8 protein-coding genes are annotated in these 16,322 nt (G+C 74.3%); all 8 read left to right on the forward strand.

Annotation, left to right across the window (positions count from 1 at the left end):
- Positions 1–29: 29 nt before the first annotated feature.
- The 8 genes from OG618_RS24580 (at position 30) to OG618_RS24615 (ending at position 16,314) form a co-directional block, all read left to right on the forward strand.
- Positions 30–3,080 carry a helix-turn-helix transcriptional regulator gene (locus OG618_RS24580; protein WP_329489712.1) on the forward strand — a complete coding sequence of 1,017 codons (3,051 nt, stop codon included), beginning with the start codon at positions 30–32 and terminating at the stop codon, positions 3,078–3,080.
- 471 nt (positions 3,081–3,551) lie between these two features.
- Positions 3,552–6,479, forward strand: coding sequence for a putative bifunctional diguanylate cyclase/phosphodiesterase (locus tag OG618_RS24585; protein WP_329492253.1), 2,928 nt, complete (start codon positions 3,552–3,554; stop codon positions 6,477–6,479).
- A 331-nt stretch (positions 6,480–6,810) separates the two neighbouring features.
- Positions 6,811–8,664 carry an acetolactate synthase large subunit gene (locus tag OG618_RS24590; protein WP_329489713.1) on the forward strand — a complete coding sequence of 618 codons (1,854 nt, stop codon included), beginning with the start codon at positions 6,811–6,813 and terminating at the stop codon, positions 8,662–8,664.
- Positions 8,665–8,699: 35 nt separating this feature from the next.
- Positions 8,700–9,224 carry an acetolactate synthase small subunit gene (ilvN, locus tag OG618_RS24595; protein ID WP_329489714.1) on the forward strand — a complete coding sequence of 175 codons (525 nt, stop codon included), beginning with the start codon at positions 8,700–8,702 and terminating at the stop codon, positions 9,222–9,224.
- 101 nt (positions 9,225–9,325) lie between these two features.
- A complete protein-coding gene (gene ilvC, locus OG618_RS24600; protein WP_329489715.1) occupies positions 9,326–10,324 on the forward strand; it encodes a ketol-acid reductoisomerase in 999 nt (332 codons plus the stop codon).
- A 249-nt stretch (positions 10,325–10,573) separates the two neighbouring features.
- On the forward strand, positions 10,574–12,160 hold the full coding sequence (gene serA / locus OG618_RS24605; protein WP_329492255.1) for a phosphoglycerate dehydrogenase: 1,587 nt from the start codon (positions 10,574–10,576) through the stop codon (positions 12,158–12,160).
- Positions 12,161–12,511: 351 nt separating this feature from the next.
- Positions 12,512–12,670 (forward strand): hypothetical protein, encoded by a 159-nt coding sequence (locus OG618_RS24610; protein ID WP_329489716.1) that lies wholly within the window; start codon positions 12,512–12,514, stop codon positions 12,668–12,670.
- A gap of 278 nt (positions 12,671–12,948) precedes the next feature.
- A complete protein-coding gene (locus OG618_RS24615; RefSeq protein WP_329489717.1) occupies positions 12,949–16,314 on the forward strand; it encodes a S8 family serine peptidase in 3,366 nt (1,121 codons plus the stop codon).
- Positions 16,315–16,322 lie beyond the last annotated feature (8 nt).

The raw sequence follows: 16,322 nt of genomic DNA on the forward strand, positions 1-16,322 counted from the left end.
CCGATCGGCCCGGCCCGGACGGTTATGGCATGCTCGCCTCCATGCAGCAGATATCGGTGAGTCCCGTCTTCGTCGGCCGCGGCACCGAGATCACCGAACTGGGCGAGGCGCTGCGGCGGGCCGGGGAGGGGAAGCCGCAGACCGTCCTGATCGGCGGCGAGGCGGGCGTCGGCAAGACCAGGCTGCTGGAGGAGTTCCTCGACCGGTGCTGCGCGGACGAGGGCGTGGTCACCACCGTCGGCGGCTGTCTGGAGGTCGGCGCCGAGGGGCTGCCGTACGCGCCGCTGGCCACCGCGCTGCGCCGGCTGCACCGGGGGCTGGGCGCCGAGCTGGAGGCCGCCGCGGCCGGCAGCGAGGGCCACCTCGCCCGGCTGCTGCCCGACTTCGGCGAGGCCGACGGCGAACCCAACGACGAGTACGGCCGGGCCCGGCTGTTCGAGCACACCGCGAGGCTGTTCGAGCGGCTCGGCACGGACCGTACCCTCGTGCTCGCGGTCGAGGACCTGCACTGGTCCGACCGTTCGACCCGGGAGCTCTTCACCTACCTGGTCCGCACCCTGCACCGGGCCCGCGTGCTGCTGGTGGCCACCTACCGCACCGACGACCTGCACCGCCGCCACCCGCTGCGGCCCTTCCTCGCCGAGCTGGAGCGGCTGCGCACCGTCCAGCGGATGGAGCTGGAGCGGTTCGGCCCGGGCGAGGTGGCCGAGCAGCTGGCCGGCATCCTCGGCACCGCCGACCCCGACCGGCAGCTGGTCGACCGGATCCACCGCCGCTCCGAGGGCAACCCGTTCTTCGTCGAGGAGCTCGCCACCTCCTTCCAGTCCGGCTGCTCGGCCGGGCTCACCGACTCGCTGCGGGACATCCTGCTGGTCCGGGTCGAGGCGCTGGACGAGGAGACCCAGCGGGTGCTGCGGATCGCCGCCGAGGGCGGCTCCTACGTCGAGCACGCGCTGCTGGCCGCGGTGCTGGACGACGAGGAGGAGCTGATCGAGTCGCTGCGCGCGGCCGTCGGCGCCAACATCCTGCGCCCGGACACCGACGGGGACGGCTACCGGTTCCGGCACGCCCTCGTCCGGGAGGCGGTCTCGGACGACCTGCTGCCCGGCGAGCGGCACCGGATCAACCGCCGCTTCGCCACCGCCCTGGAGCAGCAGCCGCACCTGGTCGGCTGCGACGTCCGGCCGGCCCGGCTGGCCAACTACTGGTACCACGCGCACGATCCGGTCCGGGCCCTGCCGAGCGCCCTGGACGCCGCCCGGGCGGCCCGCCGGCGCAACGCCTTCGCCGAGCAGCTGCGGATGCTGGAGCGCGCCCTGGAGCTGTGGGACGAGGTCTCCGAGGACGTCCTGGCGCACACCCTGCGCCCCTACGACTGGGCCGAGACCTACCCGCCCTGCTCCTGCGACGTGGACACCCACGACGGCGACTGCGAGCGGCTGCAACTGGTCGACGTCCTCGCCGAGGCGGTGGTCGCGGCCCGGCGCAGCGGGGACCGCGAGCGCGGGCTGAGCCTCTCCCGGCGGGCGCTGAAGCTGGTCGACGAGAACCGCGACCCGGCCCGGGCCGCCTGGTTCCGGATGAACCGGGCCCGGATGTTCGGCCACCTCAACCGCTCCAAGGACCAGGACGAGGCGGCCTACGCCCGGCGGCTGGTCGAGCACCTGCCGCCGTCCGCGGTGCAGGCCGAGGTGTTCGCGCTGAGCGCCGGCATCGCCATGCTCAACAACCCGACCGGCGAGAGCGTCGAACTCGCCGAGCGGGCCGCGGCGATCGCCCGCCAGGTCGGCGCGCACGCCGTCGAGCAGCACGCCCGGATGACGCTCGGCACGCTCCGCCACGACCTGGGCAACGACCCCGAGGCCGCCGTCACCGAGCTGACCGAGGCGCTCGCCGCCACCCGTGGGCTCGGCGTCCCCGACCTGATGCTCCGCGGCCTCAACAACCTGGCCAGCCTGCTGCAGTCGCTCGGCCGCGCGGAGGAGGCGGTGGCGCTCGCCCGCGAGGGGCTGGAGACGGCGGACGGCACCGGCCTGCTGCGCAACATCGGCACCCTGCTGCTCGGCAACCTCGCCGAGGCGCTGCTCGACCTGGGCCGGACCGGGGAGGCGGCCGAGCTGCTGGCCGGCGCCGAGCGGACCCAGTACCCGGGCAGCCACGCCGAGTTCCTCGACCGGCTGCGGGGCGAGCTGGCCCTGCTGCGCGGGGACCTCCCGGCGGCGGCCGGCATGCTGGCCCAGGCCCGGGCCTCGGACCGGGTCTGCCAGGTCCAGCACTCGGTGCCGATCTCCCGGCTCGCGGTGCTGATCGCCGCCCGCGGCGGGCGGCCGCTGGAGGCGCGGGCCGAACTGCTCGCGGTGATCGGGGGCCCCGTTCCGGCCGGGAACGAGGCCGCGCTCTACCCGCTGCTGATCGACGGGGCCGCGGCCGAGGCCGACGGCCGGGGCCTGCCGGAGGCCGATCCGGGCCGGCCCGCGGTGCTGGCCAGGATCGCCGAGGTGGCCGCCGGGCTGACTCCCAAGGCGCCGCTGCACCACGGCTGGGCGCGCCTGCTGGAGGCCGAACTGGCCCGGGCCGAGGGCCTGGACACCCCGGCGCAGTGGGCCGTCGCCGTCGAGGCGCTGCGGCCGGCCGGGCTGCCCGGCCCGCTGGCGGCGGCCCTGCTGCGGGCCGGCGAGGCCGGAGTGCTGGCCGGCGACCGGGAGGCCGGGGCGGCCCTGCTCCGCGAGGCCCGGACGCTGGCCCGGGCCCGGTCGGACAGCGCGCTGCTGGCCGAGATCAACGGCCTGGCCGAGCGGGCCGGTCTGGCGCTGACCGCCCGTGCGGCGAGGGCCGCCGCGGTGCCCGCGGTCGGCGACTCCTTCGGGCTCACCCCCCGTGAGCGGGACGTGCTCCGGTTGCTCGCCCGGGGCCGTACCAACCGGCAGATCGCGGAGGAGCTGTACATCTCGCCGAAGACCGCGAGCGTGCACGTCTCCAACATCCTCGGCAAGCTCGCGGTGGCCGGCCGGGGCGAGGCCGCCGCACTGGCGCACCGCCTGCGGCTCTTCCCGGACGAGCCGGCGCTGGCCGGCCGCTGACCCGCACGCTCGCCGGTGACCACCGGCCGGACCTGCCCGGACCGGCCGGTGGTCGCCGGACCCCGCCGCGTGCTCCCGTGCGCGCCGCGTGAGCCCCCGCCCGCACGCCCCCGCCAACCGGCCCGATCCGGCGGAATCGGGTGCATTTCACCACCCTTTCACCATTACTCTAAGTTGAGTGTGCGTGTCATTGAGTGACCGAAGTGGTGTAGGGTCCCGAGTGGGAACATCGGTGCGGTGCGTCGGCCGGCAGGCCGCCCACCCCCTGGGCCATCGCCCTGACGGGGCGCCTGGTCACCGCGTACGGCCATCAGGTGCGCGGCCGGTGGCCCGTGGCCGGGGCGCCAGGCTCCGGGTCGGAGGGGGAGAGGCCGAGTGAGCTCCACCGATGCGGTGCTGCCCGGAGCCGGACGGTCGGGCGTACCGGACGCCGACCTGTCCGCAGCCGTCCGGCGCGGCCCGGTCCGCCGACTGCTGTACAGCCGATCCCTGCCCGGCACCGTGCTCGGCGCCCTCTGCCTGGCGTACGCACTGGGCGCGTCCCTCGGCTGGGGTTCACGCCAACTCTCCGTCTTCATGGGGGACTTCGGCCTGGCGGCGGCCGCGCTCGCGGCCGCGCTGTCCTGTCTGACGTACGCCTGTACGGTCGGCGGCCCGGCCCGCTCGGCCTGGCTGCTGTTCGGCCTCTCCTCGCTCATGGTCGCGTTCGGCAACGCCACCTGGGGCTGGTACGAGCTGGTCGAACCCGGCAAGCAGCCGCAGGACTCGCTCGCCGAGTTCGCCTTCCTGCTGTTCGCCCCGCTCGCCATCACCGGCGTGCTGGTGCTCTCCCAGCGCCCGCGCAGCGCCGCCGGCTGGCTCTGCCTGCTGCTGGACGGCTGGCTGGTGGCCGGCTCGCTGTTCACCCTGAGCTGGAGCCTGGCACTCGGCCGGATCGCCGCCGGCGCGGACGGCTCCGTGGTGGCGCTGGCGACCAACCTGGCCTACCCGGTGCTGGACATCCTGCTGGTCAGTCTGGTGGTCGGGCTGCGCTTCGGCGGCCGCGACGGCAACCGGGCCGCGGTGCACACCGCGATGATCGCGCTCGCCGTGACGGTGCTCTGCGACGCCCTCTTCACCTCGCCGGAGCTGAAGAGCAACTACCACTCGGGGGAGCTGCTGGACGCCGGCTGGTTCGCCGGCAGCCTGCTGCTGGCCTGGGCCCCGTGGTCGCCGCGCTGGCGCCGTCCGCTGCGCGAGCACCCCTCGGTCGGCGGCCTGCCGCGCCGCCGGGTGGCCACCACCTTCAGCGCGCTCACCCCGTACGCGGCGGCCGCCGTCTGCACCGCCGGGATCCTCTACAACGCCCTCGGCGGGCGGCCCCTGGACCGGGTGGTGGCCGCGGCCGCCTGCACCGTCGGCCTGGCGCTGATCCTGCGCCAGGGCGTGATGCTGCTGGACAACCTCTCGCTGGCGCAGGAGCTCGCCCACAAGGAGGCGCACTTCCGCTCCCTGGTGCAGGGCTCCAGCGACGTCATCATGATCGCCGGCGCCAACGGCGTGCTCTCCTACGTGTCCCCGGCCGCGCTCGGCGTCTACGGGCGGGATCCGGAGGAGCTGGTCGGCGGCAACCTGCTGGACCTCGTGCACCCCGAGGACGTGGACCGGGTGCTCGCGGAGGTCCGCCGCTTCCTGGCCCGGGGCCGGCTCGCCGCGCTCCGCTCGCCCGCCGCCGCCGAGCCGTCCGCGGCCCGGGTGGAGTGCCGGATCAGCTCCGGCGCCGGCGAGTGGCTGCACGTCGAGTCCACCGTCAACCGGTACCGCGACGGCCTGATCCTGAACAGCCGGGACGTCACCGAACGCGTCATACTGCAGGCCCAGTTGCAGCACAACGCCTTCCACGACCCGCTCACCGACCTGCCCAACCGGGCGCTGTTCGCCCAACGGCTGCGCGCCGCCCTCGCCACCCGCGGCCAGCAGGGCGGCGCGGGCGCCGGGATCGCCGTGCTCTTCCTCGACCTGGACGGCTTCAAGGCGGTCAACGACAGCGCCGGCCACCAGGTCGGCGACGAACTGCTGGTGCAGGCCGCCCGCCGGCTGCAGGGCGCGGTGCGCAGCGGCGACACCGTCGCCCGGTTCGGCGGGGACGAGTTCGCGGCGCTGGTCTGCGGCCCGCTCGGCCGGCTGCAGGTCCAGGAACTCGCCGAGCGGCTGCGGATCGCCCTCTCCGAGCCGTACTGGATCGGCGGCGCCGAACTCAGCGTCGCGGCCAGCATCGGCATCTCCTTCGGCACCCCCGAGCGCGGCCCGGCCGCCGATCCCCGGGCCGCCACCGACGAGCTGATGCGCAACGCCGACCTCGCGATGTACCGGGCCAAGTCCGAGGGCAAGGGCCGGGTGGTGCTCTACACCCCGGCGATGCGGGCCGACCTGGAGCGCCGCACCGAGCTGGAGGAGCGGCTGCGGGTGGCCGTCCGCGAGGGCGGCTTCACACTGCTCCACCAGCCGGTGGTGGACCTCGGGACCGGCGCCGTCACCGGCGTCGAGGCCCAGGCCCGCTGGCGCTCCGCGCAGGGCCTGCTGCTCACCCCCGCCGAGTTCCTGCGCTCCGCCGAGCACGGGGACGCGGCCACCCGGTTCTCCCGCTGGCTTATCCACGAGGCGGTGACGGCCGCCGCGCTGCGCCGCGGGCTGCCGGCGAGAACCCGCTCGGCGCCGGCCCCGGTGCCGGTGTCGGTCCGGCTCTCGGCGCAGCGCCTCTGCTCGCCCGGCATGTACGAGGCGGTGGTCGCGGCGCTGCGCGACACCGGGCTGCCGGCCGGCCACCTGGTGGTCGAGGTGGCCCGGATGGGCCCGGACGCGCTGGCCGACGAACTCGGCCGCCGGCTGGCCGCGCTGCGCCGGCTCGGCGTCTCGACCGCGCTGGCCGGCTTCGGGGCGGGCAACGGCTCGCTGGGGGCGCTCGCCCGGCTGCCCTTCGACAGCCTCAAACTGGACCGCACGCTGGTCCAGGACCTCGGTGACTCGCCGCTCGGCCGGACGCTGGCCGGGCACGCGCTGCGGCTCGGCCGGGACCTCGGCCTGGTGACCGCGGCCGAGGGGGTGGACCTGCCGCGCCAGGTGGCCGTCCTCCAGGAGCTTGGCTGCCGGCAGGGCCAGGGGTCGGCCTTCGCCCCGCCGCTGGACGAGACCCGGCTGCGGCGGGCGCTGGTGCGCCGTTCCTACCCGCTGCCGCGCCCGCTCGGCTCGCTCTCGGCGCGGCGCGCGTACCTGGCCGCGGACACCCGGACGGGTGGCCGCGGCGAGCCCGGCGCGGGCCGGTCCGGGCCCTCTCACAGCCCCTCCGACCTGCCCGAACACCGGGCCGCCGCCGGCCCGGGGCACGGTCCGCATGGCGAGACTGTCGTCCCACCTGCTTGACAGTCGACCCCGCACGGGAGGAAGGTCGTTGCCATGCGCACCCGAATTCTCGTACTTGGCGGGCGCGTCGGCTGAGCGGGCGATGCCCCGCTCGTGACAGACCGACGCGCCACCCCTCGCATGCCCTTGGCACGAGGGGTTTTTTGTTGCACTGACGCTGTTCCACTCCGCAAGACCACTGGCCCCGGCCGCCCGATTCCCCCCGATTCCGGAGGGAGAGGAGGGACGATTGGGGCAGAGCCGGCGATCGGCCCGACACGCGGGACCCCACCCTCAGCCACTTGGGGCCCGCAACCACCCGGGCCGGCGAAACCCGAGAAGAGACAGGCAGATGACTGAGCACGCCGCATCCCCCCGCCGCGGGGACACCCCGGCCGCCCACGCTCCCGCTCCCCAGCACGTCGTCGAGACCATGACCGGAGCCCAGTCGCTCATCCGCTCGCTGGAGGCCGTGGGCGCGGACACCGTCTTCGGCATCCCGGGCGGGGCCATCCTTCCCGCGTACGACCCGCTGATGGACTCGACCAAGGTGCGCCACATCCTGGTCCGCCACGAGCAGGGCGCCGGCCACGCCGCCACCGGTTACGCCCAGGCCACCGGCAAGGTCGGGGTCTGCATGGCCACCTCGGGGCCGGGCGCGACCAACCTGGTGACCCCGATCGCCGACGCGTACATGGACTCCGTCCCGATGGTGGCGATCACCGGGCAGGTCGCCTCCAAGGCGATCGGCACCGACGCCTTCCAGGAGGCGGACATCTGCGGCATCACGATGCCGATCACCAAGCACAACTTCCTGGTGACCGACCCCGCCGAGATCCCCCGGGTGATCTCCGAGGCGTTCCACATCGCCGCCACCGGCCGTCCCGGCCCGGTGCTGGTCGACATCGCCAAGGACGCGCTGCAGGCCACCACCACCTTCCGCTGGCCGGCCGAGACCTCGCTGCCCGGCTACCGCCCGGTCACCAAGCCGCACGCCAAGCAGATCCGCGAGGCCGCGAAGATGCTGGTGAGCGCCCGGCGCCCGGTGCTGTACGTCGGCGGCGGGGTGCTCAAGGCGCACGCCACGGCCGAACTGCGGATCCTCGCCGAGCTGACCGGCGCGCCCGTGGTCACCACGCTGATGGCGCTCGGCGCCTTCCCCGACAGCCACCCGCAGCACCTGGGCATGCCCGGCATGCACGGCACCGTCCCGGCCGTCACCGCGCTGCAGAAGTCGGACCTGCTCTTCACCCTGGGCGCCCGCTTCGACGACCGCGTCACCGGCAAGCTGGACAGCTTCGCGCCCTACGCCAAGGTCGTCCACGCCGACATCGACCCGGCCGAGATCGGCAAGAACCGCCCGGCCGACGTGCCGATCGTCGGCGACGCCCGCGAGGTGCTGGCCGACCTGATCGTCGCCGTCCAGGCCGAGTTCGACGCCGGCCACCGCAGCGACTACGCGGACTGGTGGGTCAAGCTCAACGAGTGGAAGAAGACCTACCCGCTGGGCTACGAGCCGGCCCCGGCCGGTCAGCTCTCCCCGCAGCAGGTCATCGAGCGGATCGGCCGGCTGGTCGGCCCGGAGGCGATCTACGCCGCGGGCGTCGGCCAGCACCAGATGTGGAGCTCGCAGTTCATCCAGTTCGAGAAGCCGGCCACCTGGCTGAACTCGGGCGGCGCGGGCACCATGGGCTACGCGGTGCCGGCCGCGATGGGGGCCAAGGCGGGCCGCCCCGAGACGGCGGTCTGGGCGATCGACGGCGACGGCTGCTTCCAGATGACCAATCAGGAACTCGTCACCTGCGCCCTGAACGACATCCCGATCAAGGTCGCGGTCATCAACAACGGTTCGCTGGGCATGGTCCGCCAGTGGCAGACCCTCTTCTACAACCAGCGCTACTCCAACACCGTGCTGCACGCCGGCCCGGACCACGACGGCATCGAGCCGCCGGCCCAGGGCACCCGGATCCCCGACTTCGTGCTGCTCTCCGAGGCGATGGGCTGCGTCGGCCTGCGCTGCGAGCGCCCGGAGGACCTGGACGCGGTGATCAAGCAGGCGATGGAGATCAACGACCGCCCGGTCGTCATCGACTTCATCGTCCACCAGGACGCCATGGTCTGGCCGATGGTCGCGGCCGGCACCAGCAACGACGAGATCCAGTTCGCCAAGGGCGTCCGGCCCGACTTCGGCGACGACCTCGACTGACGCCCGCTCCGGAACGCCAAGGGAACAGAGACCCCATGTCCAAGCACACCCTCTCCGTCCTGGTCGAGAACAAGCCCGGCGTGCTCGCCCGCATCGCCTCGCTGTTCTCCCGTCGGGGCTTCAACATCGACTCCCTCGCCGTCGGCCCGACGGAGCACCCGGACATCTCCCGGATGACGATCGTGGTCAACGTCGAGGACCTCCCGCTGGAACAGGTCACCAAGCAGCTCAACAAGCTCGTGAACGTGATAAAGATCGTCGAACTCGACCAGTCCGCTGCGATCCAGCGGGAACTGGTCCTGGTGAAGGTCCGCGCCGACAACGAGACCCGGTCGCAGATCGTCGAGATCGTCCAGCTCTTCCGCGCCAAGACGGTCGACGTGTCCCCCGACGCGGTGACCATCGAGGCCACCGGTAGTTCGGACAAGCTGGAGGCCATGCTCCGGATGCTGGAGCCGTACGGCGTCAAGGAGCTCGTCCAGTCCGGCCTGGTGGCCATCGGCCGCGGCGCCCGGTCGATCACCGACCGCTCGCTGCGCGCCCTCGACCGCAGCGCGTAGCGCGGTCGTCTCACCCCCTGAAGCACCGTCCCACACCCTGCCGGGTCCACGTACCGTGGGAACGTACCCGGCAAGACCATCACGCAAGGAGATGTGCCCCCGTGGCCGAGCTGTTCTACGAAGACGACGCCGACCTGTCCATCATCCAGGGCCGCAAGGTCGCGGTCATCGGCTACGGCAGCCAGGGCCACGCCCACGCGCTGTCCCTGCGCGACTCCGGTGCCGACGTCCGGGTCGGCCTGAAGGCCGACTCGAAGTCCCGCGCCAAGGCGGAGGAGGCCGGCCTGCGCGTCGTCACCCCGGCCGAGGCCGCCGCCGAGGCCGACGTCATCATGATCCTGGTGCCGGACCCGATCCAGTCCGACGTCTACGAGGAGTCCATCGCGCCGCACCTGAAGGCGGGCGACGCCCTGTTCTTCGGCCACGGCCTGAACATCCGCTTCGGCTTCATCAAGCCGCCGGCCGACGTCGACGTCTGCATGGTCGCCCCGAAGGGCCCGGGCCACCTGGTCCGCCGCCAGTACGAGGAGGGTCGCGGCGTCCCCGCGATCGTCGCCGTCGAGCAGGACGCCTCCGGCAAGGCCCTGGAGCTGGCGCTGTCCTACGCCAAGGGCATCGGCGCCACCAAGGCCGGCGTCATCAAGACGACCTTCACCGAGGAGACCGAGACCGACCTGTTCGGTGAGCAGGCCGTCCTCTGCGGTGGCACCGCCGCCCTGGTGAAGGCCGGGTTCGAGACCCTGGTCGAGGCCGGCTACCAGCCGGAGATCGCCTACTTCGAGTGCCTGCACGAGCTGAAGCTCATCGTCGACCTGATGTACGAGGGCGGCCTGGAGAAGATGCGCTGGTCGGTCTCCGAGACCGCCGAGTGGGGCGACTACGTCACCGGCCCCCGCATCATCACCGACGCCACCAAGGCCGAGATGAAGAAGGTCCTCGCCGAGATCCAGGACGGCACCTTCGCCAACACCTGGATCGCCGAGTACAAGGCCGGTCTGCCCAAGTACAACGAGTACAAGAAGGCCGACGAGGACCACCTGCTGGAGACCACCGGCAAGAAGCTCCGCAAGCTGATGAGCTGGGTCAAGGAAGAGGCCTGAGCCTCAAGGCTCCGCCCCTTCGGGACCTGTCCGATTCCGTAGGGTCCTTGTACAACTAGGCTGCTCCCGTCCGGGTGATTTCGCCGGACGGGAGCAGCCTGGTACCCAGCCCGTCGATACACTTCCGAGTGCGCGTCAGGCCCACAGCGTCGTGCGTCTACCTACGCGGCATGCCACCTTCCCCCCGACTTCCACGCCACCTACGTGCCGGGGAGAACCGGACAGTTAAGGACCACTGTCGTGAGCACTGTGACCAAGACCGCCGTTGTACTGATCGCCGAAGAGCTGTCCCCCGCCACCGTCGACGCCCTCGGGCCGGACTTCGAGATCCGCCACTGCAACGGTGCGGACCGCACCGAGCTGCTGACCGCGATCGCGGACGTGGACGCCATCCTGATCCGCTCCGCCACCAAGGTGGACGCCGAGGCGCTGGCCGCCGCCCGCAAGCTCAAGGTGGTCGCCCGCGCCGGCGTCGGCCTCGACAACGTGGACGTCGCCGCGGCCACCAAGGCCGGCGTGATGGTCGTCAACGCGCCGACCTCCAACATCGTCACCGCCGCCGAACTCGCCTGCGGCCTGCTGATCTCGGTCGCCCGCAACATCGCGCCGGCCAACGCCGCCCTGAAGCAGGGCGAGTGGAAGCGCAACAAGTACACCGGCGTCGAGCTGAGCGAGAAGGTCCTCGGCGTCGTCGGCCTCGGCCGGATCGGCGTGCTGGTCGCGCAGCGGATGTCCGCGTTCGGCATGCAGATCGTCGCGTACGACCCCTACATCCAGGCCGCCCGCGCCGCGCAGATGGGCGTCAAGCTGGTCTCGCTGGAAGAGCTGCTGGAGATCTCGGACTTCATCACCGTCCACCTCCCGAAGACGCCGGAGACCATCGGTCTGATCGGCGACGAGGCGCTGCACAAGGTCAAGCCCAGCGTGCGCATCGTCAACGCCGCCCGCGGCGGCATCGTGGACGAGGCCGCGCTGGCGAGCGCCCTGCGCGACGGCCGGGTGGCCGGCGCCGGCCTGGACGTCTACGCCAAGGAGCCGTGCACCGACTCCCCGCTGTTCGGCTTCGACAACGTGGTGGCCACCCCGCACCTGGGCGCCTCCACCGACGAGGCCCAGGAGAAGGCCGGCATCGCGGTCGCCAAGTCCGTCCGCCTGGCGCTGGCCGGCGAGCTCGTCCCGGACGCCGTCAACGTCCAGGGCGGCGTGATCGCCGAGGACGTCCGCCCGGGCCTGCCGCTGGCCGAGCGGCTCGGCCGGATCTTCACCGCGCTGGCCGGCGAGGTGGCCGTCCGCCTGGACGTCGAGGTCCGCGGCGAGATCACCCAGCACGATGTGAAGGTGCTCGAACTGTCCGCCCTCAAGGGTGTGTTCGAGGACGTCGTGGCGGAGACGGTGTCCTACGTCAACGCCCCGCTGTTCGCCCAGGAGCGCGGTGTCGAGGTGCGCCTGACCACCTCCAGCGAGAGCCCCGAGCACCGCAACGTGATCACCGTCCGCGGCACCCTGGCGGACGGCGGCGAGATCGCCATCTCCGGCACCCTGGCCGGTCCGAAGCAGACCCAGAAGATCGTCGGCGTGGACGCCTTCGACGTGGACGTGGCGCTCACCGACCACATGGCGTTCTTCAAGTACGAGGACCGCCCGGGCGTGGTCGGCGTGCTCGGCCGCCACCTCGGCGACGCCGGCATCAACATCGCCGGCATGCAGGTGGCCCGCGACGGCAGCGGCGCGCTCGCCTCGATCACCGTGGACTCCCAGATCCCGCAGGAGGTGCTGTCGGCGATCGCGGCCGAGATCGGCGCCCGCTTCGCCCGCTCGGTCGACCTGGGCGCCTGAGCCCCGGCAGAGCCGTTCCGACAGGGCCCGGACCACCGCGCGGCGGTGGTCCGGGCCCTGTCGCGTCCGGGGCCGGACCGGCGCTCCGGGTGAGTCCCGTCTCAGATACTAGGAAATCCAAGTATTCGTGCAGACAGGCCAGGGCCCGGGTCGTACCGTGGAAGAGCCATACGGTGCGCCGCCCCTGTAGCCAGGGTGTGCGGCCCGTGTGCGCCCGTACGCCGTGGGCAGGCGATCCCCGCCCGGCGTGCTCCGCTCCGCCGTGAGCCCCCTGGCGACGCGCTTCGCCGGCACCCCCCTCTCCCCACCCTCTGCGCCACTGCCCGGCGCATTCGATCCAAGGAGCCCGGTATGCCTCCCACCGCAGACCGCCACGCCACCCCCGCCCCCGCCACCACCGCCCGTGCGCCGCGCCGCCGCCGCGCGACCGAGCGGCCCCCGTTCGCCGCCGCCGCGCTGCAGCGCGCGCTGGACCGCCGTGACAACGGTGGCGTGACCGGTCACCTCTGAGCGGGCCGCCTCCCGGCGTCCCGGGTCCAGGGCCGCTCGCCGCTGCGCCGGGCGGGCCTCACCCTCCGGAACCGGCGTTCATCTGCCGAATAGCCCGCACGGCCTGACGGTGAGTCACTCCCGAGAGTGCACGTGGCACCCGTTGGAGGGATGTTGCTCGCGCTGTCCGGCGCGATCATCCTAATTTGGGGGCCCCGGAAGGGTGATCGGCGTCCGCGCGGGCGGGCGTCAGCGGCACGGCGTGCGGATCAGTTCCCCTTGCCGGGGGAGAGGGCCCAGTGCGTCAGCCACCCGTCCGTCGTCCGATCGCCCGGATCGGCCTCACCCTGGCCCTGCTGGCGGGGTCGTTCCTGCTCACCGCCGCCCCGGCGGCCGGCAGTCCACCGACGGCCGCGCCCCCCGGCGGCGGCCGCCCGGCCTCCGTCCTGCTGGAGCTCGGCACCGAGGCCGCAGGTCCGGCCTGGCGGCAGGCGGCCACCGAGGCCCGGCGGGCCCGGCGCTCCCCGGAGGCCGTCCGCCAGGAGGCCGCGCGGGCCGGAGCCGAGCAGGTGACCAGGGCGTCCGAAGCGCTCGACCGGCTGGCCCGGGCCGTCCGCGGTACGGCTCCCACCGTCCGCGAGCTGTACCGCACCCGAACCCTGCTCACCGGACTCGCCGTCACCGTGCCGGCCTCCCGGCTGCCCGCCCTGCGCGCGCTGCCGGGCGTCCGGGCCGTCCACCCCATCGTGCGCAAGCAGCGGGACAACGCGCACTCCGTGCCGCTGACCGGTGCGCCGTGGGTCTGGGACGCCGGATCCGGTGACGCCGGGGCCGGCAACACCGGTCAGGGGGTGCGGATCGGCATCATCGACAGCGGAATCGACTACACCCACGCGGACTTCGGCGGCCCCGGCACCGAGGACGCGTTCAAGGCCGTGGACGGCGCCAAGCCCGCACCCGCCGGCCTCTTCCCGAACGCCAAGGTGGTCGGCGGCCGCGACCTGGTCGGCGACGACTACAACCCGGACCCGGCCTCCCCGCACCACCAGCCCGACCCGCACCCGGACGACAACCCGATCGACTGCGCGCTCAACGGCCACGGCACGCACGTCGCCGGTACCGCCGCCGGCCTCGGCGTCACCACCGACGGCCGCCCCTACCCCGGCCCCTACCGGCCCGGCCTCGACCCGGCCGGCTTCGCGGTCGGCCCGGGCGCCGCGCCCGGCGCGCAGCTGTACGCGATCCGGGTGTTCGGCTGCGACGGCGCCACCGACCAGCTCGCCCAGGCCCTCGACGTGGCCGCCGACCCGAACGGCGACGGCGACCTCGGCGACCGGCTCGACGTCGTCAACCTCTCCCTCGGCAGCCGCTTCGGCGCCACCGACGACGCCGACGCGATCGCCGTCGACCACCTCTCCGAACTCGGCACCGTGGTGGTCGCGGCGGCCGGGAACGAGGGGGACGTCTACGGCATCGGCGGCAGCCCCGGCACCGCCGCCCGGGCCGTCGCCGTCGCCGCCTCGGTCGACCCGCACAGCGACGCCGACGGCCTGACGGTACTGGCCCCCGAGCCGCTCGCCGGGGTCGTCCCGGGCCACTGGAGCGCCCGCTACCAGGGCTGGTCGAGCGCCGACGTCAGCGGCGAACTCGCCCTGCCCGTCGACCAGTCCGACGGCTGCACGGCGTTCGGCGAGGCCGACCGGCAGCGGCTCGCCGGGCGGATCGCCGTCCTCGCCTGGAGCACCCGGGCGTCCGAGCGGGCCTGCGGCTCCGGGCCGCGCGCGGACCACGCCGCCGACGCGGGCGCGATCGGCGCCCTGCTCGCCGCCGACGACGACCACCTCGCCGAGGTCTCCGGCAACGACCGGATCCCGCTCGCGCTGCTCGCCCGGGCCGACGGCGAACGGCTGCGCCAGGGTGCGGCGAGCGGCCCGGTCACCGTCCGGCTGGCCGCCCCCGGCAACCCGCTGCACGGTGTCGTCTCCCAGGACCAGCCGCAACGCGCTGACACCCTCACCGACTTCACCTCGCGCGGGATCGGCGTCCCCGGCGTGGTCAAGCCCGACCTCGCCGCCCCCGGCGAGACCATCTGGTCCGCCAAGGCCGGCAGCGGCCTCGGCGGCCAGCGCGAGGACGGCACCTCGATGGCCACCCCGCACGTCGCCGGGCTGGCCGCGCTGGTCCGCGCGGCCCACCCGGAGTGGACGGTCGAGCAGCTCAAGGCCGCGCTGATGAACACCGCCGGGGACACCTGGCCCGGCGACGGGCACACCGGCCCGGTCTACGGCCCCGAGCGCACCGGCGCCGGCCGGGCCCAGGTGGACCGCGCCGTCCGCACCCCGGTGGTCGCCTACGCGGCGGGCGAGGGCGCGGCGCCGGGCAGCGTCGGCGTCTCCTTCGGCCCGGTGGCCGTCGGCGGCCCGCTCGGGCTCGTCCGCGAGGTCGAGGTCCGCAACCTGTCCGGCACGGCGGCGCTGTACCGCACCGGCTACGCGGCCGCCACCGAACTGCCCGGCGCCCGCTTCGAGATCGCGCCCGACCGGGTCGAGGTGCCGGCCGGCGGCACCGCCCGGGTCAGGGTCACGCTGACCGTCCCGGGACTGCTCGGCCGCGCGCCCGACCCGACCATCGACACCAGCCAGGGCGGCCGGGCCCGCAGCTACCGGGGCGAGCTCTCCGGGCGGCTGCTGCTCACGCCCGTCTCGGACGACGCGCTGCCCGAGCTGCGGGTCCCGCTGCTCGCCGCTCCCCGCCCGGCCTCGGACCTGAGCGCGGCGGCCCCGGCGCGCGGAACCAGGACCGGCGCCCTGGTCGTGCTCGGCGGCACCCGGGCGCCGGCCGAGCAGCCCGGACTGCTCAGCGCCTTCGCGCTGGGCGGCGAGGGCGCCCGCTGGCCCGACTGCCCGCCCGACAGCGGCGCCGCGGTCGGACCGGGGGCCGGCATCGTGCCGGAGGAGAGCACCGAACCGCAGGCCCCGCAGGACGTCTGCGTCGAGCGCCCCGGCGACCGGGCGGCCAACCTGCGCGCGGTCGGCGCGGCCTCCGACGCGCCCGCCGTCGGCGACGAGCAGGGCATGCTCTACCTCGCCGCGCAGTTCTGGGCGCCCGCCGCCACCCCGGTCGGCGTCTTCGCCGTCCGGGCCTCGCTGGACACCGACGGGGACGGCGCCACCGACGTCTTCGTCAAGGCGGACCGGCAGCCCGGCAGCGACGTCCTGGTCGCCCGGTCGGTGGACGCCCGCAGCGGTGCCGAGCTGGACGTCCAGCCGCTGAACGCCCGCTGGGGGGACACCGACACCGCGCTGCTGGACAGCGACGTCCTGGTGCTGCCGGTGCGCCTCGCCGCCCTGCCGGGGGTGCGCGCCGGGCACAGCACCGTCCGCTACGGGCTCTGGACCGGTGTCGCCACTTCGGGGAAGCCCGACCCGGCCGAGGCGTTCTCCGCCGTCGGCCTGCGCGGCACCAGGCCCACCCTCGCGGTCGACGTGCTGCACCCGGCCGTGGACGTCCGCACAGGTCCCGGCGGCCCCGCCGCGGTGGCCGCCGCCCTCCCGCCGGGCACCGTCCTCGACGTCCGGCGCGCCGACGGTGACACCTCCCGGCTGCTCCTGCTCCACCACTTCAACCGGGACGGCCACCGGGGACAGGTCCTCGCCCTCCCCTGACCGCTCCG

Source organism: Kitasatospora sp. NBC_01246, assembly GCF_036226505.1.
Lineage (GTDB): Bacteria > Actinomycetota > Actinomycetes > Streptomycetales > Streptomycetaceae > Kitasatospora.

Coding starts and splice junctions, on each gene's coding strand:
- OG618_RS24580 (WP_329489712.1), top strand. CDS start 30: ATGCTCGCCTCCATGCAGCAGATATCGGTGAGTCCCGTCTTCGTCGGC.
- OG618_RS24590 (WP_329489713.1), top strand. CDS start 6,811: ATGACTGAGCACGCCGCATCCCCCCGCCGCGGGGACACCCCGGCCGCC.
- ilvN (WP_329489714.1), top strand. CDS start 8,700: ATGTCCAAGCACACCCTCTCCGTCCTGGTCGAGAACAAGCCCGGCGTG.
- OG618_RS24610 (WP_329489716.1), top strand. CDS start 12,512: ATGCCTCCCACCGCAGACCGCCACGCCACCCCCGCCCCCGCCACCACC.